The organism is Streptomyces sp. NBC_00259, from assembly GCF_036181745.1.
Lineage (GTDB): Bacteria > Actinomycetota > Actinomycetes > Streptomycetales > Streptomycetaceae > Streptomyces > Streptomyces pratisoli.
In genome coordinates this window covers 7784270-7809382 of record NZ_CP108080.1, presented here as the reverse complement: position 1 = coordinate 7809382, position 25113 = coordinate 7784270, and the positions used below count along the sequence as shown (strand labels likewise).

Sequence of the window (25113 nt, the reverse complement as noted above, 5' to 3'; positions counted from 1 at the left end):
GGTCGGCTGACCGGCAGGGCCTCCCGAGCGGGGAGAAACGGAGGGCCCTGCCGGTGGTACGAGCGGAGGTCAGGCCTTCTGTGCGGCCTCGTGCTCCTTCGCCAGCGCCTCGGCGGCCTTGGCGCCGCCCTTGCGCTTGAACTCCTCGATGACCTTGGGCCAGTCGGAGAGCTTCTTGCGGCCGGTGATGATGTCCTTCATCGCGTCCTCGCGCTGCTTCTCCAGGCCCCGCGCGCTCTCGGTCCAGGCGTTGGCGCGGAGTCCCAGCTCGGCGCTGCGCACGCCGATGGGGATGACCTTCTGCTGGAAGTCGTACTGGCGCTGGACCGCCTCGGGCTGGCCGGCGACGTAGAGCGGCACCGGCGCCGCGGCGATGTACTTGATCGGCAGGCTGTCGGGCCCGTCACCGCCGGAGAGCGCGAGCTCGGTCGGTACCGGGTCGCCGCCGGCGTTGCGCTTGAAGTGGACGTTCTCCACACCGTAGTTGAACAGCTCCCACTCCTTGCTGCCGAACGGGGCGGCGAGCGCGTTCATCACGCGCAGGAGCAGCTCGATGCGAGCCTTCGGGGCCTTCTTCACCACGGTGTACCCGTTGCCGTAGGTGCCGCCGCCGAGCCAGTGCGTGGGGGACGCGCCGTTCGAGGGCTTGAAGGGCAGGGCGATGTCGACCGTGAACTGGCCCTTGAGCTGCTTGGCCACGTTGACGTAGTCGATGGTGCTGTTCACCCGGGAGTACACCTTCTGGCCCAGGAACTCCGTCTTGGCCTGCTGGCCGTCGATGGTCAGCGCGTCGGAGCGGAAGATTCCCGCCTGCTGCCACTTGACCATCTGCTCCAGACCTGCCTGGAACTCGTCGGTCTCCAGGTAGTTGACGAACGCGCCGTCCTTGACCGACCACAGGTTGGGCGTGCCGAAGTGAGGCATCCACGCGTTGAAGCCGAACGCGCCGCCGGTCTCGGCGCCGATGGCGAACTTGCCCTTGCCGGTGAGCTGCTGCAGGCCCTTGGTGAACTCGTCGACGCCGATCCCGCCGACCTCGGGGACCAGCAGACCGGCCGCCTTGAACTTCTCCTGGTTGACGATGTGCTGGTGGCCGACGATCGGACGCTCGATCGGGACGCCGAAGAGCTTGCCGGCGAAGCGGCCGGCGGTCGTCCAGGCGTAGGTGGGGATGTTGGCCAGGTTCGGGTACTTCTTGATGTTGTCGCCCGAGATGAAGTCGGTCAGTTCCTGGCACCTGGCCAGCACGAACTGCGACTCGTTCGCCGCCGGGACGATCTGCAGGAGGTCCGGCATCTCACCACTGGCCATGAGGCTGGTCAGCTTCTTGTCGTACTCCATGGCCGGGATCACGGTGATGTCGAGCTCGACGCCCAGGGCTTCTTCGATGGCCTTGAGGAACTGGTTCTTGCCGCGCGGCAGCGGAGTCGTGTTCCAGGAACTGAACCAGATGGTGATCTTCGATCCGTCGCCCGGCTTCTCCGGAACGGCCTCGACGAGGTTGCCGGGGTACTTCTTGTAGCCGGCCTGCACACCCTTGTCGGTGGCGGGCAGGTCCGGGGTGGGGCCCATCGTCCACGGTACGTACGTCGGGAACGGCGCCAGCGACTTGCCCGCACTGCCGACATCGCCGCCGGTCTTCCCGGAGGAGCAGGCAGTCAGCGAGAAGCCGGTGGCGGCGAGGGCGGTGCCTATACCGGCGGCCTGGAGGACGGATCTACGGGAGAGGCCAGAGCTCATGTCAGCGGATTCCTTCTGGTGAAGACCCCTGCAACGGGGCGTGAGCGATGACGCCGGTCACTCTTGGTGATCAGCTCTTGATGGCGCCGGTGAGCACGCCCTTGGTGAAGTAGCGCTGGATGAAGGGGTAGACGCACAGGATGGGCACTGTGGCGATGAGGACGAGGGCCATCTTCATCGACTGCGGGGCCTGGGCCACGCCGCCTTCACTGGAGAACTCACTGTTGAGGCCGTCACCTTGGGTGACATAACCGCGGAGCACGGTCTGCAGCGGGTACATCGACGTGTCGTTGAGGTACATCAGGCCGCGGAAGAAGTCGTTCCAGTAGCCGACCGCGTAGAACAGGCCGACCACGGCGATGACCGCCTTGGAGAGCGGGAGCACGATGGTGAAGAGGGTGCGCACCTCTCCCGCCCCGTCGAGGCGGGCCGCCTCGTACAGCTCCTCGGGGATGCCCTGGAAGAAGCCGCGGACCACGACCAGGTTGAAGACGTTGACCAGCACCGGCAGGAAGAGCGACCAGTACGTGTCGACGAGTCCGAGGCTGTAGACGACCAGGTAACTGGGGATGATGCCGGGCGGGAAGAGGAACGTGAAGAGGATGATCAGCATCATCGGCTTTCCCCCCACGACACCTGGGCGGGCCAGGGCGTAGGCGAGGAAGACCGTACAGGCGAGGCTGAAGAGAGTGCCCACCACGGTGATGCCGATCGAGACGAGCAGGGCGTGGGTGGTGACCTCGTTGGAGAGGACCTTGTCGTAGGAGTCGAACGTCCACCGCTCCGGCCAGAGCGCCCAGCCCCCACTCTGCGTGATCTGGTCGCCGGGGGCGAAGCTGGTGGCGATCACGACCCAGAAGGGCACGGCCACCATCAGGACGGTCAGTGCGAGCGCGACCGCCTTGGCCCCCTGCATGAGCGGGTGCGGCTTCTCCTTCCACGCCGGTCGTCCGCCCCGGTTCTCGGCCGCGGGCTTCTGCTCCTCGAGTGCGAGGCTCATCAGCGGTACACCCCCTGCTCGCCCAGGCGGTGGGCGACCTTGTTCGCGGCGAAGACCAGGCACGCCCCGATGACGCCCTTGAAGAGCGCCGCCGCGGCCGACATGCCCCAGTGCCCGTCGGTGACGGCGTTGTAGTAGACGAAGGTGTCGATCACCTCGGCCGTGGCGGGTCCGAAGGAGTCGCGCTGGAGCAGGATCTGCTCGAAGCCGACGGTGAGGATCTCGCCCAGACGCAGGATCAGCAGCAGGATGATCACCGGCCGTATGGACGGCAGCGTCACGTGCCAGAAGCGGCGCCAGGGGCCGGCCCCGTCGATCGCGGCCGCCTCGTACAGCCCTTCGTCCACGTTGTGCAGCGCGGCGAGGAAGATGATCGTGCCCCAGCCGCAGTCCTTCCAGACCAGTTCCAGGACCATCAGAGGCTGGAAGGCGGTCGGGTTGCCGAAGACGTCGACGAGGTTGTCGCCGCTGCCGCCGCCCCAGAGGCCGTTGAGCAGGCCGTCACCGCCGAGTATCTGCTGGAACAGGGCGATGACGATCACCCATGAGATGAAGTGCGGCAGATAGACCACGCTCTGCACGAACTTGCGCACCCGCCCCTGGCTCACGCTGTGCAGGAGCAGGGCCAGCGCCAGTGGCATGGGGAAGAAGAACACGATCTGGACCAACGAGAGCGAGAGCGTGTTCCAGGCCGCGCTCCAGAAGGCCGGCTCGGCGAAGAGCGCCGTGAAGTTGCCGAAGCCGACGAACGGGCTGTCGACGACGCCGATGAACGGCACGTACTCCTTGAACGCGACGACGTTGCCGAACAGTGCGCCGTAGTGGAAGACCAGGAAGTACAGCACTCCCGGGGCCATCATCAGCAGCAGCGCGCGGTCCCGGCGGATCCTCCCACCGAGCTTCTCCTTGCGCCGGGACCGTTTCCCGGTCGGCCCTTGCCGTGGCATCGGGACCGCCGACTCGTCAGCGGCCCGTGGCTCGTCGACTGTGACAGCCAAGGCTCCGCCCCCTTCCAGTAGCAGGTGCGGAAGGAAAGTAAATCGATTACACAGGCGGGTCAAGAGATTGGTTGGATCCATTTCACCGCATGAGGGTCAGCACCACTGGCAAACCTCCAGAAACATGCACGTAACTCCTGGTTCAGCGGCTCACATTCGCCCAAGTGAGCCGATGACTGAGCCGCAGATACCTTGACCGGACGGAAGTCCCGCGCCTAGCCTCGCCAGGCAAGCAAACGATTGCAGCATGCATGCACGCTACGCGTCCCCGCACTCCGCATCCTGCGGCAGCCCCGTTCCGGGGAGCTGCCCCCGTCCCCCACCGGCCTCCCGCCTGCCGGAGAAGGGCTGCCCCAGTGACCGACACACGTTCCGCGCCGCCGTCATACGCGTCACCCCGTCCCAGGGTCCTGGTCGCCATGGCCCCGGACGTACGGCAGTTGGCGCTGCCCGACGACGTGATGGCACGGCTGCGCACCCTCGCCGACGTGATGAAGGTCGACGCGGACGAACTCACCGCCCCGCACACCGGGCCGCTGCTCGCCGAGGCCGAGATCCTGCTGTCGGGCTGGGGCTGCCCGGCCATCGACGAACACGTCCTGTCCGCGGCGCCCCGGTTGCGGGCCGTCGTCCACGCCGCCGGGTCGGTGAAGCACCATCTCACCCCGGCGGTGTGGGAACGCGGGCTCACCGTCTCCTCCGCGGCGGGCGCCAATGCCGTTCCCGTGGCCGACTACACGCTGAGCATGCTTCAGCTCGCGGCCAAGCGCGTCTTCCGCCAGGCCAGTGCGTACGGCAAGCCGGGCACCCTCTGGCAGGCCCTCAACCCGGACTTCGGCCTGCACGGCCGCACGGTCGGTGTCGTCGGCGCCTCACGAATCGGGCGGCTGGTCCTCGAACGGCTCCGCGCGCAGCCGGTACGGGTGCTCGTCGCCGACCCCTATCTCGACCCGGCCGGGGCCCAGGCTCTCGGCGCCGAACTCCGCGACCTCGACAAGCTGTTGGGGGCGAGCGACATCGTGACCCTGCATGCCCCGCTCCTGCCGGAGACCACGGGACTGCTCGACGAGCGCCGGCTGGGCCTGCTGCGCGACGGGGCCATCCTGATCAACACCGCCCGGGGAGCGCTCGTCGACACCGACGCGCTGGTGCCCCACTGCGTCTCGGGCCGGATCGACGCCGTGCTCGACGTCACCGAGCCCGAGCCGCTGCCCGCCGGCCATCCGCTGATCGGGCTGCCCAACGTCCTCATCACTCCGCATGTGGCCGGGGCGATGGGCACCGAGGTGGAGTGCCTCGGCGCCTTCGCCGTGGACGAGATCGAACGGTTCGTCCAGGGCCGTCCGCTGCTCGGTGCGGTGAGCGCCGAGGACCTGAGCCGGATCGCCTGAGCCCGGCACTCCCTCAACGCCCCACGCCGCACCCGCACCCGCACCCGCACCCGCACCCGCACCCGCACCCGCACCCGGAAAGTACCGATCACCATGCCGATGCAGCCGTGGTTCCCCGAGGCCAAGCTCGGGATCTTCGTCCACTGGGGGATCTACGCCGTGAAGGGAGTCGCCGAGTCCTGGTCCTTCTTCGGCGGCGAGATCTCCCGCGACGCGTACATGGACCAGCTGGGCGGGTTCACGGCGGAGCGGTACGACCCGGACGCCTGGGCCCGGCTGTTCGCGGCGGCCGGAGCGAAGTACGCGGTCCTGACCACGAAGCACCACGACGGCGTCGCACTGTGGGACACCCGGGCCACGGACCTGTCGGTGGTGAAGTCCACCCCGGCCGCGCGCGACCTCGTCGGCCCGTTCGCCGAGGCGCTGCGCACGCAGGGCCTGCGCGTGGGCCTGTACTTCTCGCACAACGACTGGAACCACCCCGACTATCCGACCGTGCGCCCCTCACGGCTGCACAGGCCCTGGGTGGACAACCGCTACGCCATGCCCGCGGAGGGCGACGAGAACCCCGAGGCGTGGGAGCGCTTCCTGAAGACCGTCCACCGCGGACAGATCCGGGAACTGGTGGAGAACTACCGGCCCGATCTGCTCTGGTTCGACGGCGCCTGGGAGCGCGACGAGCAGCAGTGGCGCATGGGCGAGCTGCGCGAGGAGATCCTCGCGCTCGGCCCGGACACGGTCCTCAACGGCCGGATGCTGGGCCACGGCGACTACGCGACCCCCGAACTCGGGGTGCCGATCACACCGCCCGAGGGCCCGTGGGAGCTGTGCTACACGATCGGCGACGCCTGGGGCCACCAGCCCGACGACACCCGCCACAAGTCGGTGCGCGAACTGGTGCGGGTCTTCGCCGAGACCATCGGGCACGGCGGCAACCTGCTGCTGAACACCGGCCCGAGGCAGGACGGCACGATCCTGCCCGAGCACGTACGGCGTCTGGAGGGCCTGGGCCGCTGGATCCGCCGCCACGCCGACGCCGTGTACCCGACGACCGCCGGGCTGCCGTACGGCCACCACTACGGCCCCTCCACCCTGTCGAAGGACCGCCGCACCGTCTTCCTGGTCTGCTTCGACACTCCCCGCGAGTTCGTCGAACTGCGCGGCCTCCACAACAAGGTCCGCCGCGCATCGGTGCTCGGCACCGGCCAGGAGCTCGCCCACCGCGTGGTCGGCGGCTTCGCCGGCCACAACGTTCCCGGCGTCGTGCGCGTGGAGGCCCCGGCCACCACCGACCCGTACGCCACCGTCCTCGCCCTCGAACTCGACGGCGAACTCGACCTCTACCGGGGCCAGGGCTCGGGCTGACCTCGCCCCCGGCCCTCTCGCACCCCTCTCATCGCACCCCGCACCCCGCACCCCGCTCCCCGCTTCTCGCTCCTTCGCCTTTCCGCCCGAGTGGCACCACCAGGAAGTACCGACGCAGTTACCGACCTGGAGTCAACGTGAGCAGAGCCGCGTCCACGTCCCGCCGCCTTCCCCGCTCCGCCGTGCTCGCCACGGCCGTGGCGGCGACACTCGCGGCGACCCTCACCCCGCCCGCCTTCGCCGAATCACTGCTGCCCAACGGCGGCTTCGAGCAGGTGACGGCGGCCGGTCTGCCCGAGGGCTGGGGGCCCTGGAAGCCCGCCGGCAACGGCACGATCGCCGTCGTCGACGGAGCAGGACCCGACGGCAGCAGGGCCCTCGAACTCAGGGGCGACTCGGCCGACGACCGCACCGCCGTCGGCCGCCGCGTCACCAACCCGAACCCCGGCAAGGTGCAGTTCTTCCGGGTCTCCCTCGACGTCAGGGCCGAGAAGGTAGCCGGGTACGCCGCCGCCGTGCGCGTTCAGTACGTGGGCGGGGGCGTGCCGCTCAGCCTGGTCGGCCGTACCTCCGGCACCCACGACTGGCGGCGTGTGACCGAGTACGTCGCGGCCCCGGCCGGGACCACGGAGCTGTCCGTCGAGCCCATGCTCGACAGCGCAAGCGGCCGCTATCTGATCGACAACCTCACCGTCGAGGCCGTGGACGCCGCCGGGGTCACCACGGCGTCCCCGCAGCCGACCGGCGAGATCGAGCTGGCCTGGAACTTCGCCGGCCTCGCCGCCGCCCCGGCGGCGTACGAGATCCACCGTTCCGCCGACCCGGACTTCACACCGTCCGCGGACACCCGGATCCGTACGTTGAAGAACTTCACCGCCGCCGAGGACGCCACGACCGCGCCGGGCAGCGCATACACGTACAAGGTCGTCGCACTGGCCGCCGACGGCACACCGCTGGGCACGACCGCCCCGGCCACCGCCACCGGCGCCGCGGTCTTCGAGGACCAGCAGCGCACGGACGTGCTCTCCGCCACCGCCGTCGGCAAGGAGACCCGGCTCGCCTGGCGGTTCACGGCCGGCGCCACCGGCCCGGTGAGCGTGTACGCGGGCAGGCACAAGGTCGGTACGTACGACATCGCCGACGGCGGCGTCACACTCACCAACGGACAGCGCAGGGGCGCGGACGGCTTCACCGTCGTCCGGGACGGCAAGGTCGCGGCGACCGCCACGCGCGGCAGCCTCCAGCACCCGCGCGCCGAGGCGACCCGGGACCGGCTCGCCGACGCCCGCAAGGCCGTCGCCGTGCCCGGGAGCACGCCGCAGAAGGCGTGGCAGCAGCTCCTCGAACGCGTCCAGGCCGGGCCCTCCGCCTACGGCGGCAGCGTCTACTCGCAGAACTGCGTGTGGGGCAGCGAAGCCGCCCTCGCGCACCAGCTCACCCGTGAGGAGTCGTACGCGCAGCGGGCGTTCGAGGGCTTCGTCGCCTCCGAGCAGGACCTGCCCTACCTCACCACGACCAATCTGCTGGAGTCGGCCAACTGCATCGTCCGGCTCGCCCAGATCTACGACTGGTCGTACGACGCCTGGACGGACGAGCAGCGCGCCCGGGCGCACGAGGCGTTCCAGCGCATGGAGGCGTTCTTCGAGGTGGGCCACCACCCCAACATCGACCGGGCGAACGACAAGGCGTCCAACTGGGTCGCGGTCATCCGTGGCGCCGAGCTCGCCATGCGCCTCGCGATACGCGGCGACGGCCCGTTCGACCTGCAGGAGCGGCGGATCGCCGATCTGACCGACCAGCTGCGCCGCCACCTGGACGGGGCGTACGCCGACACCGGCTGGGACCAGGAGGGCCTGGACTACCTCAGCTACGGGCTCACCATCGCCGCACCGGGCATCAAGTCCTCCCTCGACGCCGGCATCGGCGCGCTGGAACGGTCGTGGAACCGGCCGCAGTTCGCCGGTCTGCTGATGCGCAGCCTCTCGCTGCGGGAGAAGACCGACCGTCTACAGTGGGGCGTCGGTAATCCTCAGGGCGGCGTCGCCGTCTCCCCGCTGTTCTTCGAGAGCACGCCGAAGGAGCAGCTTCCCTACTGGCTCTGGCACTTCGAGCGCACCATGGGCGTGGGCGGCACCACCCCGATGACCGCCAGTTCACAGGCGCTTGCCACGGTCCTGTACTGGCCGGTCGGCGTGACCCCCCGCGACCCCGACCGCGGTCCTGCCTCGGTCCGCCGGGCGTTCCTCGACGACCACGGTGGCGCCTACCAGTTCCGCAGCCGCTACCAGGACAAGGACGACGTCCTCGTCGGGCTCACCAACCGCAACGACACGCACCTCGGCTGGAACGGCTACGAGACGTTCGGCCTCACCCTGATCGCCGACGACGCGACCTGGGCCCGGTCGACCGCCAAGGATCTCACCAAGCGGGAGTTGCTCTCCAAGCCGCTCATCGACGGCCGCCCCGAGCGGCGCAGCGTCGCGAACGACGACTCGCTCGGTCAGGGCAGCACCCTGCAGTCCCGGGCGTACGAGGGCCAGGGCGGCGGCTTCGTCTCCCTCGACGGGCACCTCAACTACGAGGTGGCCAAGGCCCGGCGGGACATCGCCGTGGATCTGCGCCCGGTCGGCGGGGCCGACTCCGTCATCGCCGTCCACGACGCCTTCGCCGACTCCGTCCCGCACCGCTACGACTGGCAGCTCTCGCCCGAGGCCGGTGTCGGGATCACTTTCGGTGAGACCGAGTCGGGCGCGAAGACCTTCCTCTTCCGCAAGGGCGACTCCTACCTCAAGGGCTGGGTCCTCGACCCGGACGGCGCGGAACTCTCCGTCGACAAGGGCGCGTTCCGGGTCACCCGCACCGGCACGGACGCGGACTTCCGCATCGTCCTCGCCACCGGCAGGGGCACCCCGCCCGCGGCAGTGGCCGACGGCACCATGCTCACCCTCGGCCTCACCACATACAACCTCGACGACCTCGCGAGCCACCGGCCCTCCGCCCGCTGACCGCAGAGCGCAAACCGCAAACCGCTGACCGCTGACCGCTGAGCGCAAACCGCAGACCGCAGACCGCAGACCGCAGACCAGACGGAGAGACCATGTCCAAGCCCATACCGTCCCGCCTGAGCAGAGCCGCGGTCGTCGGCGCGGCCGTCGCCGGCGCGCTCGCCGTGTCCGTACCCGCGCCCGCGTACGCCGAGGACGCCGCGAACCTGGTCGTCAACGGCGACTTCGAGCAGACCGCGGCCGACGGCTCGATCCCCGGCTGGCCCCAGAGCGAGAACCGGGCCACCGGCCGTGCCACGATCGTCGACGGCGCGGGCCCCGACGGCAGCCGGGCCCTCGCCCTCGACCTCGGCGACCCGAACGACAAGGCCGCGATCGGGCAGGACGTCCCGGTACCCGACACCGGCACGTTCCGCGCGTACCGGATCACCTTCGACGAGCGTGCCGTCGGACTCGACGGCTACGGCGGCGATCTATGGGCCCGCAACTTCGGCCATGACGCCGTCATCGGCCGGCTCGCCGGTGACACGGGCTGGCGCAAGGCGAGCGCGGTCGTGCTCGCGCGGCCCGGCGCTCCGGCCGTCAATCTGCTCCTCGCCCTGGAGTACACGACCGGCCGGCTGCTCGTCGACAACGTCAGGGTCGAGCGCGTCGAGGGCAACACCGTGGGCGCCAACGTCCAGCCCACCGGCACCGTGCAGCTCACCTGGCACTTCGCCGCGCTCGCCGGGACCCCGGCTGCGTACGAGGTGCACCGGTCCGACGACCGTGGCTTCACGCCGAGCAGGAGGACCCTGATCCGGAAGGTCCCGGGCGCGTGGACCGCCGAGGACGGCTCGGCACGGCCCGGCAAGCGCTACACGTACAAGGTCGTCGCGCTCGCCGCCGACGGCACGAGACTGGCGACCACCGACGCCGAGCCCGTCACCATGCCCTCCCGCTTCCTGGACGAGCAGCGCACGGACGTGCTGACGGCGACCGGCACCGGTGACGACGCCCGGCTCGCGTGGCGGCTGAAGGCCGGCACCAAGGGCCCGGTGCATGTGTACGCGGGCGGCCGCGAGGTCGCCGAGGGCAAGCTCCACAAGGCCCGCAAGGTCGCCACCGCCGGCGCCCACGAATTGACCGGAGGCGTCACCCTGCGGGAGAAGGACCTCAGGGGCGCGACCGGTTTCGCGGTCACCCGGCAGCGTGGTGAGGTCCTCGCCACCGCGTCCCTGGCGGGCCTGGAGCACCCGCGAATGGGCGTGACCGACGGCAAGCTCACCGCGATCCGCTCGGCGATCCAGCAGCCCGGCATCCCCAAGGCCACGTACGACGGTCTCGTGAACCGGGTCGCCGCCGGTCTGCCCGCCTACAACTACCGCCCGGGTGAGGCACAGGCGTCCTGGGCCCATGACGCGGCCCTGCTGTACCAGGTCACCCAGGACCCCGCGTACGCCCGGACGGCCTACGACGCGATCATCGAGTCCGGCCGGACGATGCCGTTCCTCAACGGCACCGCGTACGCCGGGGCCGCCGCACTGGAGACCGCCAACGCCGCCGCTCCCCTGGCCACCGCCTACGACTGGGCGTACCCGGCCTGGACCGAGGAGCAGCGCGCCGAGGTGCAGAAGGTCCTCCAGCGCGTCGCCGCCTACCTGGAGGTCGCGTACCACCCCAACTTCGCCCTGCCGGTCAAGCAGAGCAACTGGACGGCGGTGGTGCGCGGCGCCGAGCTGACACTGCGGCTCGCGGTGCGCGGCGACGGCCCGTTCGACCTCGAGGAGGGCCGAATCGCTCACCTGGTCGACGAGGTCGGCCGGCACCTGGACACCGCGTACTCGACCACCGGCTGGGACCAGGAGGGCATGGACTACTTCGGCTACGGGCTCGGCGTAGGAGCACCCGGGATCACCGGCTCGATCGACGCGGGCATCGGGGCACTGAAGAAGAGGTGGGAGCGGCCGCAGTTCGCCAATCTGCTCATGCACGCCTTCTCGGCGCAGGCCGACAAGGCGCGCCTGCAGTGGGGCGTCGGATCGGCGACCGGCGCTGTGCCCGTCCCGGGCCTGGTCTTCACGCAGGTGCCGGCCGAGCAGCGGGCGGCCTGGCTGTGGCAGTACGAAAGGACCGTCGGCGGCGGGGGCGGCACCTACGGACTGCTCGAGTACCCGTACGGGGTGACCTCGCAGGACCCGGACGAGGCACCGGCCGCCGTGCGCCGCGCACTGCTCGACGACCATGTCGGCTCGTACCTGTTCCGCAACCGCTACCAGGACAAGGACGATGTGCTGGTCGGTGTCCAGAACCGCAACGAACACCACATCGGCTGGGGCGGCTCCGACACCTTCGCCCTCTCGCTGCTCGGCCAGGACGTGACGTGGGCGCAGCAGCCGGCCAAGAACACCGCGAAGCGCGAGCTGTTCTCGAAGCCGCTCGTCGACGGCGGCCCCGAGGGCATCGCCGGCAAGGGCAGGACTCTGGAATCCCGTGCGTACGCGGGTCAGGGCGGCGGCTTCGTCTCCCTGGAAGGCTCCGGCAACTACCGACTGGACACGGCGCGGCGGGACATCGCGGTGGACCTCCGCCCGGTCGGCGGCGCCGACTCCGTCATTGCCGTCCACGACGCCTACGCCGACTCCGTCCCACACCGCTACGACTGGCAGTTGTCCCCCGAGTCGGGAACGACGATCACCTTCGGGGAGACCGAGTCGGGCGCGAGGACCTTCCTGTTCAGGAAGGGCGACGGCTGGCTGAAGGGTTGGGTGCTGACCCCCGAGGGCGCCGAGCTGTCCGTGGACAAGGGGGCGTTCAAGGTCACCCGGACCGGCACGGAGGCGGACTTCCGGATCGTTCTGGCGGTCGGCAAGGGCGCCCCGCCCACCGCGACCGTCGAGGGCAGCGCCCTCACCCTCGGCACCACGACGTACGACCTCGACGATCTGCGGGGCCTTCGGCCGGCCGTCGGCTGACCGTCGGCGGTCACGGAAGTGGGCCCGCCCTCTGCACGAGGGCGGGCCCGCCTCCACGTGTGGGGCCGGTCAGGCGCGGTGCACCCGTGGCTGCACCGAGTCGCGGACCACGACATGGGTGCCGAGTACCACTTGCTGGGCGTGGCGGAAGTCGGGATCGTCCCGTTGCAGGGCCAGGTTCACCGCGGTGCGGCCCAACTGCAGGAAGGGGACCTGCACGGTGGTGAGCGCGGGGAAGAGGTGCTCGGCGTGGGGAAGCGCGTTGTTGAAGCCCACCACCGAGATCCGCTCCGGTACGGAGACGCCGTCCGCCCGCAGCTGCGAGATGGCGCATGCGGCGATCTCGTCGTCCCACGCGAACACGGCCGTGACGTCGGAGGGCATGGCCCGCAGGATCTCCCGTATCCCGGCCGGGCCCATGTCGTTGTGGTTGCCGCGGTTGACGACCAGCTCGGGCTCGGCCTTCCGGCCGTAGGCCTCCAGCGCCCTGCGGTAGCCGGCGACACGCGCGGCGGTGGTGGAGTTCTCGGGGCCGCCGAGGAAGAGGATCCGTTCATGGCCGGCCGACAGCAGATGGCTGGTGACCGCGAACGCTCCGCCCTCGTTGTCGTAGTCCACGACGGTGACCGGCAGGTCGGCGCCGGGGGACGGCCGGCCGACCAGCACCAGCCGGGATCCGGCCGCGTCGAGCTCGCGGGCGAGCGCGGCCACCCTGGTCCGGTAGCGCGGAGTGTCCTGGACGCCCCCGATGAGGATGACGATGTCAGCGTTCTGCTCGGCCATCGACGCCGCGAGTGACAGCTCGCGCTCCTGGTCCGCCTGGCTGGAGGCGACCATGCAGCGCATGCCCTCGGTCACCGTCTGCTGCTCGATGCCACGGGCGATCTCGTTGAACGGCCCGGCGCTGAGCGTGACGAGGACGATGCCGACGGTGTTGCTCCGGCCGCCCTTCAGGGCCCGGGCGTGGGCGTTGATGACGTAGTTGAGCTCCTTCGCCGCGAGCATCACCTTGGCCCGGGTTGACTCCGCCATGCGTTTGCCGGCCAGAACGCGCGACACCGTGGCCGTCGACACGCCCGCCTTGTCGGCGACATCCTGCATCGTGGCCTGCCGCCGTGCCCGCTTCGGACTTCTGCGTGCCTCCGTGGCCACCGAATCCTCCCGTTGTCACCGCTTTCCCCCGACCGAACCTACAGGATGCGGGTAATCGATTGCATCGTTTCAGCGGGAGGAACGTCAGTCAACACGTACAGGACCAGGGCGCGACACATCCCGTCGCCGGGAGGCCGCGTACGGGCTGCGGGGAGACCGGTGCAGTGGAGCTGAGTGCCCTGGCGAAGCACGCGACGGGGTCGTCGGGCACGCTGGCGCCGAAGGAAGCCCACAGGCACGGTGCCCCGAGTGCGGGCTCGGCCCATGCCTGCCATCCGGCCACGCCAGCCTCGTCGGCCTCAGCGGTCAGGGCGCGCGGGTCGGCGTCCTGGATGAGGGGCGGCACCTCGCCGAGGCGACCAGGCCGCGATCGCGCCAGCGGCGGAAGAACGCATAGACCCGGTCCCACGGCGGGAAGTCGGCAGGCATCGCCCGCCACTTGATGCCGTTGTCCACGAGATGGCCGATCGCGTCCGGCATCTCCCGGTGGCGGTACGCTTCCGGCTGCCCGCCCTGGCCCTGCATCCAACCTGGCACCGGCAGCAGCGGCCGCACCACCACCCACTCCGCGTCCGTCATGTCGCTCGGATACCGACGATCTCGCAGGCGATTGTCGGCAGCGTTTCCGAACCGGTGAGCCAGACAGTCGCACTCCCGAGTACCCGCGGTGGACTGCACGGGCATCGGCACGCAAGACTGCGACACGAGGGCCTCCTGATGCTCGGTGATGCGACAGCAGCGAGCTGTTCAGGAGGCCCTCCTCGCATGCGCCGAGCACCCGACGACCACCCAATCGAGACGGCCGTTCGAGCACCAAGTCCCCAGAGCATTACGACAAAAGCTACTTACGCGTCGGGGTGCTCCGGCAGGGCGAGCCAGTCCGACCAGGAGATCTCGCGGCCGAGGAAGCGCGGCTGCTCGAACGGCCAGTCGGCGGCGATCCACTGCGGCACCAATTCGTCGAGGGCCCGCTCGACCGTGCTGCCCACCAGCTCGTCCACCACCCACCAGGAGATCTCGCCGTCCGCGCCGGCCCTCTCCGGTGGGTCGATGTAGACGCAGCCGAGCAGAGACTTCTCCGCCGCGTCGAACAGCGCGTAGTTGAAGGACTGGTGTGCGGCGATCTCCTTCTCGTGCCGCAACAGGTCGGCCTGGTCGGCCTCGTAGGTCATGGTGGCCGCGGGCCAGCCCCAGGCCGGGCCGAAGATGGTCCACAGCCGCTCGCGCGAACCCATCACAGCCGGATAGTCGAGCGGGGTGTCCGCCTCCCGGATCGGCCGCAGGTGATGACCACTGCCCGGCAGCGGTACCAGGACGGGATGGACGAAGTCATCGGGGAGCCAGCTCATAGCGCCCGACCGTAGCAGCGCGCGGCCGTCCGCTCCCCTGGATTTTCCCGTATGCCGCCAGGCCCTGCTCTCATGCCGGGCAGTGCCCGGGATCACCCGATCGAGACTCCCGTTCGATCGACAGACTCCACGATCGGTATGGCAACGGCTTCTGACCTTCCACCATCCTGGCAAAGCATCACGCTCGACTACATGACTGCCGTCGCCAGTACTCGCTCGGCACAAGCGGGTTCGGCACGCTGACCGAGAAGGAGACTCCAGCGTCCGGCTGGATGCCTCGTGACACGCCGCTGAGCTTCGCGTCGGGGCGATGGCGGTTTCCGGGCCCGCGCTTCACGAGCGCATCTGTGACCTGCGTACTTGCGACGGAAACACAAGCGCTCGTCGTTCAGTCCATGGACGGGCCAAAGGTCGCGTGGAAGTGTTCGGCCACCTGCCATCGACCGCTTTGTTCCGGACACAGGAGAACAGCCTTATGTGGATTCCTGGTTGGGGCCCGAGAGCGCTGCTCGTGGTGGAACTCGCGTTCGCGGATGGTGCCCTGCCCATCCAGGCGGCATCGGCGCAGACCAGCGCCCGGGCGGCCTGAGGCAGCCGTCCACGGGCGGGGGGCGGGGCGAATGCCGTCCGCCCCCGCCCCGGCCCGTCACGCCCGATACCGGCGCCTCACCGGCGACGCCTCTCTCACGGACGGCGTCGCAGTCGGCCTCGACCACATCGTCCCCGACAGTACGGTGAGCGAGTACGCGGACCGGAGCACCGGGCGCACCGGATCGACCTCTGTAGCCCACCCCGCCCAACCCCGCCCGAGAGGTTCTGACGTGATCCGATACTCGCGCTCCGCGCTGCGTGCCGCCTTCGCCACTCCCGTGAACCGTGCCGTCCCCAAGCCGCTCACCGGCCCTCATCTCGACGCGCTGTGGGCCGAGATCCGGGCGGAGGCGTGTCGGGGCGCGGACACCGCCACCCCCTCGTGGTCGCGGTTCCACAGCTTCGAGGCGGACGGCGACCGGGTTCCGTACGAGCGCGTGTACTTCGGCCGGCGGGGCAGGCTGAACGCGCTGGCCGCGGGCGCCTGGCTCGACGGCGAGCCGGCGGGTCTCGCCGCCCTCGCCGACATGGTCTGGTCGGTCTGCGAGGAGTACACCTGGGCGGTGCCCGCGCACAGCTATCTGGTCACGTCGACGGATCGGCCGATGGAGCAGTGTGTCGACCTGTTCGCCGCCGAGACAGCCCACACGGTGGCAGAGATCGTGACACTCCTCGGCGGCCGGCTGCCCTCCGCCGTCACGGACCGGGCCCGCGCGGAAGTGCGACGGCGGGTCCTGACCCCGCTTTTCGGCAGCGATCAGCCGTGGTCCTGGGAGACCACCGCCAACAACTGGTCGGCTGTCTGCGCCGGAGCGGCCGGGATGGCCGCACTCGCACTCGTCGACGACCCGGACGAGCTCAACGCCGCCATCGAGCGCTGCCTGCGTGTCATGGACGTCTACCTGAGCGGACTCGGCACCGACGGCTCCTGTGTCGAAGGGGTCAACTACTGGGTATACGGCTTCGGTTACTTCACCTACTTCGCCGAAGCGCTCCGTGAGCGGACCGGCGTGGACCTGCTTCGCGACCTTCCGCAGGCGACCGCGGCGGCGGCGTTTCCCGCCGCTGTCGAGACCGGCGGCGGGCGGTTCGTGACGTTCGCCGACGCCGTCGATTCCATGCCGCTGCCGGCCGGGCTCGTCTCCCGGCTGCGCGAACGGCTGGGCTCACCCGTGCCGGGAGCGGCGTGCGTCCCCTCGTTCGACGCCGACCACTGCCACCGCTGGGCCCATCTCTCACGCACCCTGACCTGGACCGACCCCGCCGTACTCGACTCGCCCACCACCGACGCCGTGGCCTGGCTGCCGGACGCGGCCTGGCTCGTCGACCGGCGCACCGTCGAAGACATACAAATCACCTTCGCGGCCAAGGGCGGCCACAACGACGAGTCGCACAACCACAACGACCTCGGCCAATTCACGCTCAGCGCGGACGGCGAGGAGCTGCTCGCCGACCTCGGCGCCAGCAGCTACTCCCACGGCTACTTCGGCCCCGACCGCTACACCGCACACCTGCATCCCTCCGCCCGGGCCCACTCCGTCCCCGTCGTCGACGGAGTCGCGCAGGAGGCGGGCCGCCACGCCGAGGCCGTCGTCCTGGCCGCGCGCGCCGACGAGAGCGGCTCCGTGCTGCGCCTGGACCTGGCGGCGGCGTACGCGGGCCGGCCCGTCGTCCGCTCCTTCGCCTGGCATCCGGACGCCCGGTTGGTCGTCCATGACACGTTCGACGGCGCGACACAGGTGGAGGAGATCTTCATCAGCCGGCTCCGACCCCGGCTCGCCGACGGCGCCGCCACCTGGTCGGGTACGCGCGCCGCCGCGACCCTGGCCTACGACGAGACGGCCTGGAAGCCCGATGTCGAGCGGATCGAGACCACCGACCACTTCGACCGACCGGAGACCGTGTACCGGCTGAGGCTGCGCAGCGTGGGCCGCCCGGCCGCCGTCTTCGAACTCACCGTTCGGCCCGTCTGACCGCCTCGCAAATGGTGGCGCGCCAGTCAAGTGGCGGTCGGCCTCGCGAAGCGCGCGACGTCCCTTGCTTGCGCCCTACCCAAGCCGAGGTCGGGGCGTGTTCCCGGGGCTGCCGCGCGACGCTTTGCGTTTCGGTCCCCCGCCGACGCGGCGAGGACAGTACTCGTCCTCAACGCGAACCCGAACGCCGTGCGGCAGGCAGCGATCGCCGATCGCGCAACGACCGCACCCTCGAGGTTCGGTCGCCGGGTCACCGGCGGTCCGCCGTCACGTGCACCCCGTGGAGGCCGAGCGGCAACGAGGCCCTTTCGCTGCGGTGTTCTGGGGGCACCGCCCGTGGTCAGTCCGCCGCCCAGCCGTCCTCACGTACCCGTGCCGCCAGGTCGGTCTTGGTGTAGGTCGGGCGGCCCGCCTGCTGGTACTTGTCCTTCACCCGGTCCAGGTAGTACTTGGCCGTGTGCGGACTGACGCCGACACGGCGCGCCGTGGCCTTCAGGGTGAGGCCGGACGCGTACTCCAGCAGCACCTGGCGCTCCTTCGGCGACAGGCTCGGGCGCGTAGGGCCGTCGTCGTGCGCCCAGGCGAAGGCCAGCTCCGCCGAGTGGGCCGTACCGCCCGCGGCCACCTCCTCAACTGCCCTGACCAGCGTCGGCAGATCATGGTCCTTGGTGAGATAGCCGTCCGCGCCGGCCGCGATCGCGGCGACGATCCGCCTCCGGTCCACCACGGTGCTGATGACGAGTACCCGCGGGCCGGCCGCCCGCAGCCGCCGGATGTTGTCCGGTGGCTGTGAGCCGTCACCGAGCACCAGGTCCAGCAGGACGACGTCGAACGGCAGCACGGCTCCCGCCCCTTGGGCAGCAGCCGTTTCGGTGAGGTGTGCTTCCACCGTGACCGCCGTTCCGGTGAGGAGCCCGTCCACCGTGCCCGCCGTCGCGGCCAGGTGTACGCCCGGCACGCCGTCCAGCCAGAGACGCAGTCCGTCGAGCAGCATCCGGTCGTCGTCCACCACGGCCACGGTGATCATGCCGGCCACCGCAGTTCCACACGGGTGCCCTCGCCCGGCGCGCTGTCCACGTCGGCCGCTCCTCCGCTCTCGCGCATCCGGGCCCCCATGGAGAAGCGCAGGCCGAGCCCCTCGGGGACGACGCGTGGGTCGAAGCCGACGCCACGGTCGACAACGGTGACCACGACCCGGCGGCCGTCGCCGGTGACCGTCACACAAGCGCGGCCCGTACCCGCGTGGCGCAGCACGTTGTTCAGCGCCTCGGCCGCCGCCTGGCCGAGAGCGTCCGCGGCATGGGCCGGTACGTCCGCCGGGCCGTGGTACTGGGCATTCACCCGCAGCCCCAGGCTCTCCGCCGACCTCACCGCGCGCTCGATCGCCGCCGCCGTCCCCGGGTCGCAGTCCTCCTCCGCCTGCTGCTGCACGAGACGCCGCAGATACGCCGCCTCCCTGGCGCAGCGCTCCCGCACCGGCAGCGCGTCGGCGTCGGCCCGCCCGCTCGCGATCGCGGTCAGCGTGGCCAGCACGGTGTCGTGCAGGGCCCGGTGGTGCGCGATCCGCTCCGCGTACCGCGCCCGTCCGGCCTCGGCGGCGAGGGCCTGCTCGGTGGCCGCGTCGAGCAGCGTGCCCTGCCGTCGCAGGTACCACCAGAAGACGCGGGCAAGCACGGCCGACGACACGATCGCGTTGAGGTGCGCGGCGATCACGGCGACGTCGGCACCGGTCGGCCAGTAACCGGCCGTGTGGGTCGCCACCAGCGCCGCAACCGCGCCGGCCACCGCAATCGGCCGTACGAACGCGACCGCCGCCACCGCGCTCGCCGACCCGCCGAGCAGCATCGCCCACGCGAGGTCCGCCGGCCGGTTCGCACCGCCCGCGTACACCGCGAACGGCAGCAGGCACCCCACGAGCACGACGTCCACCAGCGGCGGCCAGGTACCGAACCAGCCCCGGGACCGGGCGGTCCCGAAGACCAGCAGGCTCACGGACAGGGCGACCGCGAGCCCCGCCCAGGACAGGACACTGCCGCGCTGGTGCTGCACCACCGCGAGCACGCCGACCACCAGGTGGCTGGCCCGGTACAGGCCCGTCGCCAGAACCATGAACGTCCTGGCCCGGTGGAACCCCGGCCCCCCGCTCACGGCACCTCTTCCCCGCCCACGCAACCCCCCTGAAACGGCGGTACAGCCGAAAGGCCCGGGCCCGTAGGTTTCGAGGCGTTCCGGCACCGGACACGACGACCCATCAGATCATCGCGTCGCGTTCTGGCGCCGCTCGGAAACCAGGCAAAGAAGGAGGCAAAATGGCTCGAAGAGTGCGATGCGGGGGAATGATCGCGGTTCTGGCATCGATGCTGGTCCTGCTGCTCCCCGGGTCGGCCACGGCGGCCGCCGCGGCCGACCCGCCGGTCCGCTACACGGCGTGGATCGACAACGCCGCCATATACGAGATGCGCGCCTCGTATTCATGGCAGTGCATGGACGTGCGGGGCGAGTCCCAGAACCCGGGCGCGGTGATCCAGCGCTTCGACTGCAAGGGCCGGCTGCACCAGCGCTTCTACTTCCAGCCCTCCGGCACGCCCGGTCTCTTCATGATCGGTGTGTACGGGAGGTACTGCATCGGCGCCCAGAACGCCGCGGTCGCGGACGGCACCCCGATCGTCCTCGGCCACTGCCAGGGACCGGGCCAGCACTTCCGCTGGGTCGACCGCGGCAACAACCACTGGGAGATCGTCGAGGCCGCCAGCGGCAAGTGCCTCATGGACACCGGCCGTCGCAGCGCGATCCAGTTGGGCGCCTGCGGGAACATCAACGAGCCCTACCCGAGCCTGTGGACGCCCGTCTACGACCGTCAGTACAACTACACCAGCGTCTGGGGCTGACCGCTCACCGATCGAACCGGACGACGCCACCTGCGCCTTCCCCACGGGAGCCGTACGGGGCCGCGTGAGCCGCCCGCGCCGTCGACGAAGCCGGACCGCTGTGGCCGCGCCACCGCCCGGGAGCGACGGCGGTCGCAGCACGGGCACGCACCGGAACGTTCCCGCCAGTGGTGCCGTGGCAAGAGACGGAGCGCCTTGCCACGGCACCACCCGGTGCTCCACAAGAACCGCACGGCCTGCGGTGCACGGCGGGCCGGATCGCTGGGTGGCGAGTACGAGAGCACGTCACACGTGCTGTTCGGAAGCTTCGGCCGGGCTGTCGTGGCCGGTCCACGTCGCCCTGCGCAGTTGCATCCGGGTGAGCCTGCGCACGACGAGGATGGCGAGCACACCGGCGGCGATGTCGAGGAGGTCGGCGGCCATCGTCAGTCCCACGACCGCCTTGACCGGACCTGCCTCTTCGACACGGCGGGCGAACTGGGCGGCCAGATTGCTCAGCGTGGTGTCGCAGATCCACACCGTCCACCACGCATTGACGAGGTTGACCGGCGTGCGCGGCGCGTCGGGCAGGCCGGGCAGCAACTCGCTCGCCGTCCCGATGTCCAGGGCGATGCGGCGCGGGAACCACAGAGAGACAACCGGCAGGATCCAGCCCCACACCACCCAGTGCCGAGCCTTGCGGTGAGCGTCGGGCGCGAAGAGCTCGGCATTCTCCCGCATCTGCCGGAACCAGAGGATGAACACGATCGCGCACATCAGGAAAGTGACGGTCTGGATCACTCCCGCGAGGCTGTAGAGGCGCTCCCTCCGCCTCTTCGAGGCCGACCGTATGGAGCCCCTCTTCGCCGACGCGGCTCCAAAGGCTGTAGTACTGCGCCCCCGTGACGATCGCGAACACGTCGGCCACCATGGCCAGGCCGAGCAGCACACAGGTCGCCGTGGCAAGCCCGGTCGGCACCGGCACCCGGAACTCGGGTCTGGGTGTGAACCCGGGAAACGTGGACATGGAAGACAACCCCCACAGGTCTGCGACATCCACCCTGCCGGGGGACGCTCGCGGAACCTACGGGGATTTGCGGCGAGCTGTCCATGCGGTTTGCCCGCGGGAGTGGCCTTCGGAGGTCGGACAGACCACGAGGACCCCAACACCGGCAGCCATGGCTTTGCACAGCCGCCAGGGCTCGGTCGGAGATCCGTAGCCCCGTCGGCGGCCGGGGGGCGGGGAGCCCCGGCAGGAAGTGGCGCTCCAGAATCTCCGCCCGGCGATGGCGATGCAGGACGACGAAGCCGGTGGTGTCGGCCTGCGCCTGGACCAGCTCGCTCAGGCGGTCGACGAAGGGCTGGACTGCGGGAGAAGAGCCGGCCAAAGGCGCCTGCGGCGGCGTTTGAAGCTAGGGTGCCGCGACAGCACATCGCGAACTGGAACAAGGAGCAGACGTGAGCGAGCCGGCGTCCATCGCCCTGCAGCAGGAGATCGCCCAGGAACTACAGGTCACCGAGGCCTTCGAGGCCAAGCGGGAGATCGAACGCCGGGTCGCCTTCCTCGCCGAGCGGCTGACCTCGACCGGTCTGCGCTCGCTTGTCCTCGGCATCAGTGGCGGCGTCGACTCCACCACCACCGGCCGGCTGTGCCAGCTCGCCGTCGAGCGGACCCGGGCCGCCGGGCACGAGGCGCGGTTCTACGCGATGCGGCTGCCCTACGGGACCCAGGCCGACGAGCACGACGCTCAGCTCGCGCTCTCCTTCATCCAGGCCGACCACGTGCTGACCGTGGACATCAAGCCCGCGAGCGACGCCGCGCTCCAGGCCTCGCTGGCCGCCGGCGTGAGCTTCCGCGACGCCCACCACCAGGACTTCGTACACGGCAACATCAAGGCCCGGCAGCGGATGATCGCCCAGTACGCGGTGGCCGGTGCGCATGACGGCCTGGTCGTCGGCACCGACCACGCCGCCGAGGCGGTCTCTGGCTTCTTCACCAAGTTCGGCGACGGCGCCGCCGACCTGGTCCCGCTGACCGGCCTGACCAAGCGCCGGGTGCGCGCCGTCGCGGACACGCTGGGCGCGCCCGTCGAGCTGGTGTGGAAGACCCCGACGGCCGACCTGGAGACCCTCGACCCGGGCAAGGCCGACGAGGACGCACTCGGTGTCACTTACGACGACATCGACGACTTCCTGGAAGGCAAGCCGGTGGACGAGCAGGTCTTCAGAACGATCACCAGCCGCTACCGCCTCACCGACCACAAGCGCCAACTACCCGTCGCCCCCTGAGAGCTGCGCTCACCCTGGACAACTCCACCTGCCCCGGTCGACAGGGCCTCGTCCGGTCTTGGATCTCCCCGAGCGGATGTAACGGTCGTCCTCGACCGGCTCGACGTCTTCCGGACTCCCGGCGAGACACTGCTGGAGCGTCTTGAGGAACGGGGCCACACGGTCGAGCAGAACGACGACGGCGGGGACACCCTTCCCGACCTCGAGGTGATCCTGTCGAACGAGAGCGGCTCGACTACCCGACGGACGGGGAGGGAGACCCGAACCACTTCGACTACGCCCTCCTCACCTCGGTGGACTTCCGGGTGCCGCGCGGGGACTGAGAGTGGTGGGCAGGGGTACGCAGCGGGTTCCCGAAGGCTGCGGCACTGGACCGCACGGCAACTGGACCGCATTTCAGCTGGGCTGGGCAGCGCCGGGCCGCGGCGCGTCCTCCGCGCCGGCCGGTCTCGTACTCGATGCGCGCCGCTTCGCCGAGCTCGGCCGCGGCCACCTTCAGCGCGTCGAGCCTGGCACCCTTGACGGTGCTGTCGGCGGTGATGAGGACCTGGTCGGCGACCGGGTCGATGCCCCACGTGGTGCCCGCAATGTGCACGGTCCTGTCCAGAGTGGTCTTGGCCGCGGTGAGTTCGGCGCCGCTGCGTTCAACGAGCCTGGCCACCGCTCCGGTTTCCCGTACCGTTTCGGCGGCGGCCTCATCGGTGACCGTGACGACCATCCGGTCCGTCGCCGCGTCGCGGTAGAGGCCCGCCGTGTCGTCGGCGCCCAGCCTCGCTTCGAGCGCTCGCAGCGTGTCCGCGGACTCGAGTGTCGCCACCAGCGGTGTGGGGCCCGTGGCATGCGGTCGGGGCGGTGAGGCCCGTGACGGTCAGGAGCCCGGCTGCCACGGCGACCAGGCTGGTGCGCTTGCCCGCGCCTGCTCACGGCATCTCGCCGTCGATCAATGCCGTTCGGGCATTCGGTCATTATTCGATCGGACGGCCCGGCCTCGGGCTACGCTCCCTTCGACCCGGATCCGGCCGTGGTCGCAAGGGAGGGGGCGGGACACGCGGGAGAGCGTGGAGGACCGGCACAGGCGGATCCTGCGGCTGGTGCGGGAGCGAGAGAGCCTGCGGGTGACCGAACTCGCCTCCGCACTCGGCATCTCGGTGGAGACCGCGCGCCGGGATGTGACAGCGCTCGCCGAAGTGGGCCGTGTCCGCAGGCTTCACGGCTCGGTGACCTGGCCGACCGCCCCGCTCAACGCACGCGACGCGCGCCTGGCCCGCCAGGTGCCGACCCCGCCCCGCGGCGGCCCGGTGCTGGGCATGGTGGTGCCGACGGCCAACTACTTCTACCGGTCGGTCATCCGCGGCGCCCGGGACGCCGCCACCGCGGCGGGCGCACGTCTCCTGGTCGGCATCACCGAGTACCAATCGGACCGGGACGCGACGCAGATCACGAACATGGTCGGAGCCGGTGCCGACGGCCTGCTGCTGACTCCCTGCTGGGGCATCGAGGGCCCCAGCGAGAGGGACGCCGCACGGATCGCGGAGGTCAGGGTCCCCACCGTCCTGCTGGAGCGTCGGATACCGCTGGGTCTGCCGGGGGCGGACCTCGACCGGGTGGCGTCGGACCACGCCGGAGGCACCGCACTCGCGGTGCACCACCTGGCCGGCCTCGGCCACCGGCGCATCGCGCTGCTGTCCCGGAACACGCACACCTGGCCCCACATCCGCCGCGGCTACCACGCCGCGCTCGGCGCGCTCGGCCTCCCCGACGACGACATCTCCCCGGCGGACGCGGCCCGGCCCGGGCATTTCGACGAATTCGAGCGCCGCGCCGACTCCCTGCTGGAGCTCATCCGGTCCGAGGAGGTGCGGGCCGCGATCGTGCACACCGACATCGACGCGACCAACCTGCTCCAGCGACTGCTGGCCCAAGCGGTACGGGTACCCGAGGACTTCGCGCTCGTCTGCTACAACGACGAGCTCGCCGGGCTGACGGACACGCCCCTGACCGCGGTCTCCCCCGCGAACCACGCGGTCGGCGAGACAGCGGTGAAACTCCTGCTGCGCCGCCTGGAGGACCCCGAGGTGCAGCGCTCCACCATCGAGTGGCTCCCCGAGCTCGTGGTCCGGGAGTCGTGCGGCGCCCCGACAGGGACCTGACGCCCAACGATCGACCGATAATTGACCGTTTCGAAGTCACGCCTTGACGGCGGGAATTCGGGCACCCAAGCTGCGCTGAGTCGGCAACCCCGCCGTGCGCAGCAAAGGTTGGCTCCCCCCATGGCTCCTGCCTCAGGCCGAGTTGCTGGACGTCGCCGTGGCGTCCGTCACGCGCCCGGTGGCACCGCCACCGCGCTCGGCCTCACGGCCGGCTTCCGCCACCCGCCTTCGCCGCCGGCATCGCGTCCGACAGTCAGGAGTTCGCGGTCCTGACTGCCCGGTGACGCGG

Annotated in this window: 18 protein-coding genes and 1 pseudogene; 8 read left to right on the top strand and 11 right to left on the bottom strand. The window is 70.6% G+C overall.

What is annotated here, in order from left to right:
• Nucleotides 1-69 precede the first annotated feature (69 nt).
• The 3 genes from OG766_RS34990 to OG766_RS34980 all read right to left on the bottom strand — a co-directional run bounded on the left by OG766_RS34990 (nt 70) and on the right by OG766_RS34980 (nt 3687).
• Nucleotides 70-1740, bottom strand: a complete 1671-nt coding sequence (locus OG766_RS34990; protein ID WP_328727192.1) for an extracellular solute-binding protein — start codon at nt 1738-1740, stop codon at nt 70-72.
• Nucleotides 1741-1810: 70 nt separating this feature from the next.
• On the bottom strand, nt 1811-2740 hold the full coding sequence (locus tag OG766_RS34985) for a carbohydrate ABC transporter permease (RefSeq protein WP_266389231.1): 930 nt from the start codon (nt 2738-2740) through the stop codon (nt 1811-1813).
• Complete coding sequence (locus OG766_RS34980) at nt 2740-3687, bottom strand: ABC transporter permease (RefSeq protein WP_423247220.1); 948 nt, start codon at nt 3685-3687, stop codon at nt 2740-2742. The genes OG766_RS34985 and OG766_RS34980 overlap by 1 nt, the downstream gene beginning before the upstream one ends.
• Nucleotides 3688-4157: 470 nt before the next feature.
• Between OG766_RS34980 and OG766_RS34975 the strand changes: the two genes are divergently transcribed.
• The 4 genes from OG766_RS34975 to OG766_RS34960 all read left to right on the top strand — a co-directional run bounded on the left by OG766_RS34975 (nt 4158) and on the right by OG766_RS34960 (nt 12453).
• Nucleotides 4158-5129 (top strand): hydroxyacid dehydrogenase, encoded by a 972-nt coding sequence (locus tag OG766_RS34975; RefSeq protein WP_443045633.1) that lies wholly within the window; start codon nt 4158-4160, stop codon nt 5127-5129.
• 93 nt (nt 5130-5222) lie between these two features.
• Nucleotides 5223-6494: an alpha-L-fucosidase gene (locus tag OG766_RS34970; protein ID WP_328727191.1), complete on the top strand. Its 1272-nt coding sequence runs from the start codon at nt 5223-5225 to the stop codon at nt 6492-6494.
• 137 nt (nt 6495-6631) lie between these two features.
• A complete protein-coding gene (locus OG766_RS34965) occupies nt 6632-9499 on the top strand; it encodes a hypothetical protein (RefSeq protein WP_266389223.1) in 2868 nt (955 codons plus the stop codon).
• A 92-nt stretch (nt 9500-9591) separates the two neighbouring features.
• Nucleotides 9592-12453, top strand: coding sequence for a hypothetical protein (locus OG766_RS34960; protein ID WP_328727190.1), 2862 nt, complete (start codon nt 9592-9594; stop codon nt 12451-12453).
• A gap of 69 nt (nt 12454-12522) precedes the next feature.
• Here the strand turns inward: OG766_RS34960 and OG766_RS34955 are convergent, their stop codons facing one another.
• The 4 genes and pseudogenes from OG766_RS34955 to OG766_RS34940 all read right to left on the bottom strand — a co-directional run bounded on the left by OG766_RS34955 (nt 12523) and on the right by OG766_RS34940 (nt 14954).
• On the bottom strand, nt 12523-13605 hold the full coding sequence (locus OG766_RS34955; RefSeq protein ID WP_266389218.1) for a LacI family DNA-binding transcriptional regulator: 1083 nt from the start codon (nt 13603-13605) through the stop codon (nt 12523-12525).
• An 88-nt stretch (nt 13606-13693) separates the two neighbouring features.
• A pseudogene (locus tag OG766_RS34950) lies at nt 13694-13960 on the bottom strand (hypothetical protein); the annotation flags it as partial.
• Nucleotides 13912-14130 carry a transposase gene (locus OG766_RS34945; RefSeq protein ID WP_328727574.1) on the bottom strand — a complete coding sequence of 73 codons (219 nt, stop codon included), beginning with the start codon at nt 14128-14130 and terminating at the stop codon, nt 13912-13914. The gene OG766_RS34945 and the pseudogene OG766_RS34950, both read right to left, overlap by 49 nt.
• 320 nt (nt 14131-14450) lie before the next feature.
• Nucleotides 14451-14954: a GNAT family N-acetyltransferase gene (locus tag OG766_RS34940; protein WP_328727189.1), complete on the bottom strand. Its 504-nt coding sequence runs from the start codon at nt 14952-14954 to the stop codon at nt 14451-14453.
• A gap of 821 nt (nt 14955-15775) precedes the next feature.
• Here OG766_RS34940 and OG766_RS34935 point away from each other — a divergent pair.
• A complete protein-coding gene (locus tag OG766_RS34935; protein WP_328727188.1) occupies nt 15776-17518 on the top strand; it encodes a heparinase II/III domain-containing protein in 1743 nt (580 codons plus the stop codon).
• Between the two features lie 340 nt (nt 17519-17858).
• Here the strand turns inward: OG766_RS34935 and OG766_RS34930 are convergent, their stop codons facing one another.
• Nucleotides 17859-18545, bottom strand: coding sequence for a response regulator transcription factor (locus OG766_RS34930; RefSeq protein WP_328727187.1), 687 nt, complete (start codon nt 18543-18545; stop codon nt 17859-17861).
• A complete protein-coding gene (locus tag OG766_RS34925) occupies nt 18542-19627 on the bottom strand; it encodes a sensor histidine kinase (protein ID WP_328727186.1) in 1086 nt (361 codons plus the stop codon). The genes OG766_RS34930 and OG766_RS34925 overlap by 4 nt, the downstream gene beginning before the upstream one ends.
• Before the next feature lie 200 nt (nt 19628-19827).
• On the opposite strand from OG766_RS34925, the gene OG766_RS34920 reads away from it, so the two are divergent.
• Nucleotides 19828-20406, top strand: a complete 579-nt coding sequence (locus OG766_RS34920) for an RICIN domain-containing protein (RefSeq protein WP_328727185.1) — start codon at nt 19828-19830, stop codon at nt 20404-20406.
• 285 nt (nt 20407-20691) lie between these two features.
• Here the strand turns inward: OG766_RS34920 and OG766_RS34915 are convergent, their stop codons facing one another.
• A complete protein-coding gene (locus OG766_RS34915; RefSeq protein ID WP_328727184.1) occupies nt 20692-21441 on the bottom strand; it encodes a DUF4328 domain-containing protein in 750 nt (249 codons plus the stop codon).
• A 402-nt stretch (nt 21442-21843) separates the two neighbouring features.
• Between OG766_RS34915 and nadE the strand changes: the two genes are divergently transcribed.
• Nucleotides 21844-22674: an ammonia-dependent NAD(+) synthetase gene (gene nadE, locus OG766_RS34910; RefSeq protein WP_328727183.1), complete on the top strand. Its 831-nt coding sequence runs from the start codon at nt 21844-21846 to the stop codon at nt 22672-22674.
• Between the two features lie 274 nt (nt 22675-22948).
• On the opposite strand, the gene OG766_RS34905 is transcribed toward nadE, so the two are convergent.
• Complete coding sequence (locus OG766_RS34905; protein ID WP_328727182.1) at nt 22949-23491, bottom strand: S1 family peptidase; 543 nt, start codon at nt 23489-23491, stop codon at nt 22949-22951.
• Between the two features lie 241 nt (nt 23492-23732).
• Here OG766_RS34905 and OG766_RS34900 point away from each other — a divergent pair, with 241 nt between their 5' ends.
• Complete coding sequence (locus OG766_RS34900; protein WP_328727181.1) at nt 23733-24824, top strand: substrate-binding domain-containing protein; 1092 nt, start codon at nt 23733-23735, stop codon at nt 24822-24824.
• Nucleotides 24825-25113 lie beyond the last annotated feature (289 nt).